Source organism: Nostoc sp. LEGE 06077, from assembly GCF_015207705.1.
Classification (GTDB): Bacteria; Cyanobacteriota; Cyanobacteriia; order Cyanobacteriales; family Nostocaceae; genus Nostoc_B.
In genome coordinates this window covers 1-1,724 of sequence record NZ_JADEWI010000120.1, presented here as the reverse complement: position 1 = coordinate 1,724, position 1,724 = coordinate 1, and the positions used below count along the sequence as shown (strand labels likewise).

The following is a 1,724-nucleotide window of genomic DNA, read 5'->3' as shown; positions in this document are numbered from 1 at the left end:
AATATTTCTCAAATTGAGCATTCCAGACATCGAAGCCCTGTTAATTTTTGCGTTAACGTTCTTTGCGGATTAATCGCTTATTGTCATCAACCTAAGAAACCTAGCCTTCAACTGGAGTGGCTTTTACTTCCTTATCTTTAACCCGAACTCAGGTTATCTAGGCAGGGTTTATGTGATTACATTTATGCCTAATGCTGAATTAGAAGGCGTAATACCACCTGCGATCGCTCAATTTCTTGGTTGGTGGATTGGTGAAGTACTTGGATGTTGGCTGGCTTTACGTTGGCGAAATCACAGAAAGGTCAACAAAACAGTTAGATTCTTAGCAATCCTAACTCCTATTGGTATCATCCTCTGGTTAGTAACATTTATTTTTGCTTCCCAACTGCTCAACCGTCATTTTAGTGATTTAGAATTGGTGCAATTGCAAAACCAAATACGACCAATATCTGTTGGTTTATTAATCACGGCTTTAGCATGGCTGGCAAGATTTTTAACAAAACCTCAGCCTCCTCATCCACACACTTATGAGTAAGCGATCGCCTCATTCCGTACCCTCACGCGCCTTTTGGAATCTTTCGAGTATTTCCATGACTACTGTTTCCCCATCCAAACCTTCTCCTCTTTCAATTTCAGAAATTGCAATATCAACTTTTTGCCGAGTTTCTTCTATCCATGAAACATAGTCAGAATTTAATTTCTCTAGCAGTTGAAATGCTATGTCAATGACTTCATCTGCGTTCGTAAATCTACTGCTGGCAATTTGAGCTTGGATAAATTGCTCATGTTCTGGTTTGAGTTGGATATTCATGATTGATAAAATCAGCTTTATTTCAATAGTACTAATTCCAAAAGCAGTTGAGGAATTAAAGTTACTAGATAACCCCGAACTCTTTTAAATGTCGGGGTTATGAGCTTATCAACTAGTTTTAAATCACGGCTATACAATCAATTTCTACCAGCACATCTTTTGGTAAACGAGATACTTGAACACAAGCACGCGCTGGGGCTGTATCTTCAGGGAAGTATTTAGCATAAATCGCATTCACAGCCGCGAAATCATTCATATCAGCTAAAAACACAGTTGTCTTGACAACATCTGCAAAAGTCGCCCCAGCAGCTTTTAAAATTGCTTCTAAATTTGCTAATACTTGCTCAGTTTGTTTTTTGACATCATCTGTGTAAACAACATCACCCAACCGGGGATCGATCGCAATTTGTCCAGCCACAAATATCATTTGGCCAGAAGCCGCGATCGCTTGATTATATGGCCCCACTGGTGCAGGTGCTTGATCAGTATTAATAACTTGTCGTGTCATAGATATTACTTTTTCTAACGATACTTCCTGTTTACCGATTTCTACCTCAGCGGCGATCGGTTTGTAGATTTCTCCATCAGGCATTATCGCACCAGTTAGGTCAGCATCTATAAAGCTGGCTCCATAAATATCAGCACCAGTTAAATCAGCCCTTCTCAAATTTGCTCTATCTAGATTTGCGTTCGTTAAATTTGCCAATCGCAGATTAACTCTTTCTAGATTAGCTCCTTGGAGCCTTGATTTTGTAAGGTTTGTACTTTGTAGAGATGCTGCTGTAACCCTCTTCTGTCACTTTCCGAAATAAGCAAGTAGTAAATAAATGAAATTATCCAGAAGAGAAAAAAGGTTTAAATTGGTTCATTGTAAAAATTAGGTGATTAAATCCAAGCAATAAATCGGAATTGG

2 protein-coding genes and 2 pseudogenes are annotated in these 1,724 nt (G+C 38.8%); 2 read left to right on the top strand and 2 right to left on the bottom strand.

What is annotated here, in order from left to right; genetic code table 11:
- Both IQ244_RS32135 and IQ244_RS32130 read left to right on the top strand, forming a co-directional pair.
- A pseudogene (locus tag IQ244_RS32135) lies at positions 1 to 141 on the top strand (IS982 family transposase); the annotation flags it as partial.
- 43 nt (positions 142 to 184) lie between these two features.
- On the top strand, positions 185 to 535 hold the full coding sequence (locus IQ244_RS32130; protein ID WP_193900702.1) for a hypothetical protein: 351 nt from the start codon (positions 185 to 187) through the stop codon (positions 533 to 535).
- Between the two features lie 9 nt (positions 536 to 544).
- Here IQ244_RS32130 and IQ244_RS32125 read toward each other — a convergent pair whose 3' ends face one another.
- Complete coding sequence (locus IQ244_RS32125) at positions 545 to 811, bottom strand: ribbon-helix-helix domain-containing protein (protein ID WP_193900701.1); 267 nt, start codon at positions 809 to 811, stop codon at positions 545 to 547.
- A 118-nt stretch (positions 812 to 929) separates the two neighbouring features.
- Positions 930 to 1,589: pseudogene (locus tag IQ244_RS33310) on the bottom strand (Rid family detoxifying hydrolase); the annotation flags it as partial.
- Positions 1,590 to 1,724: the final 135 nt, after the last annotated feature.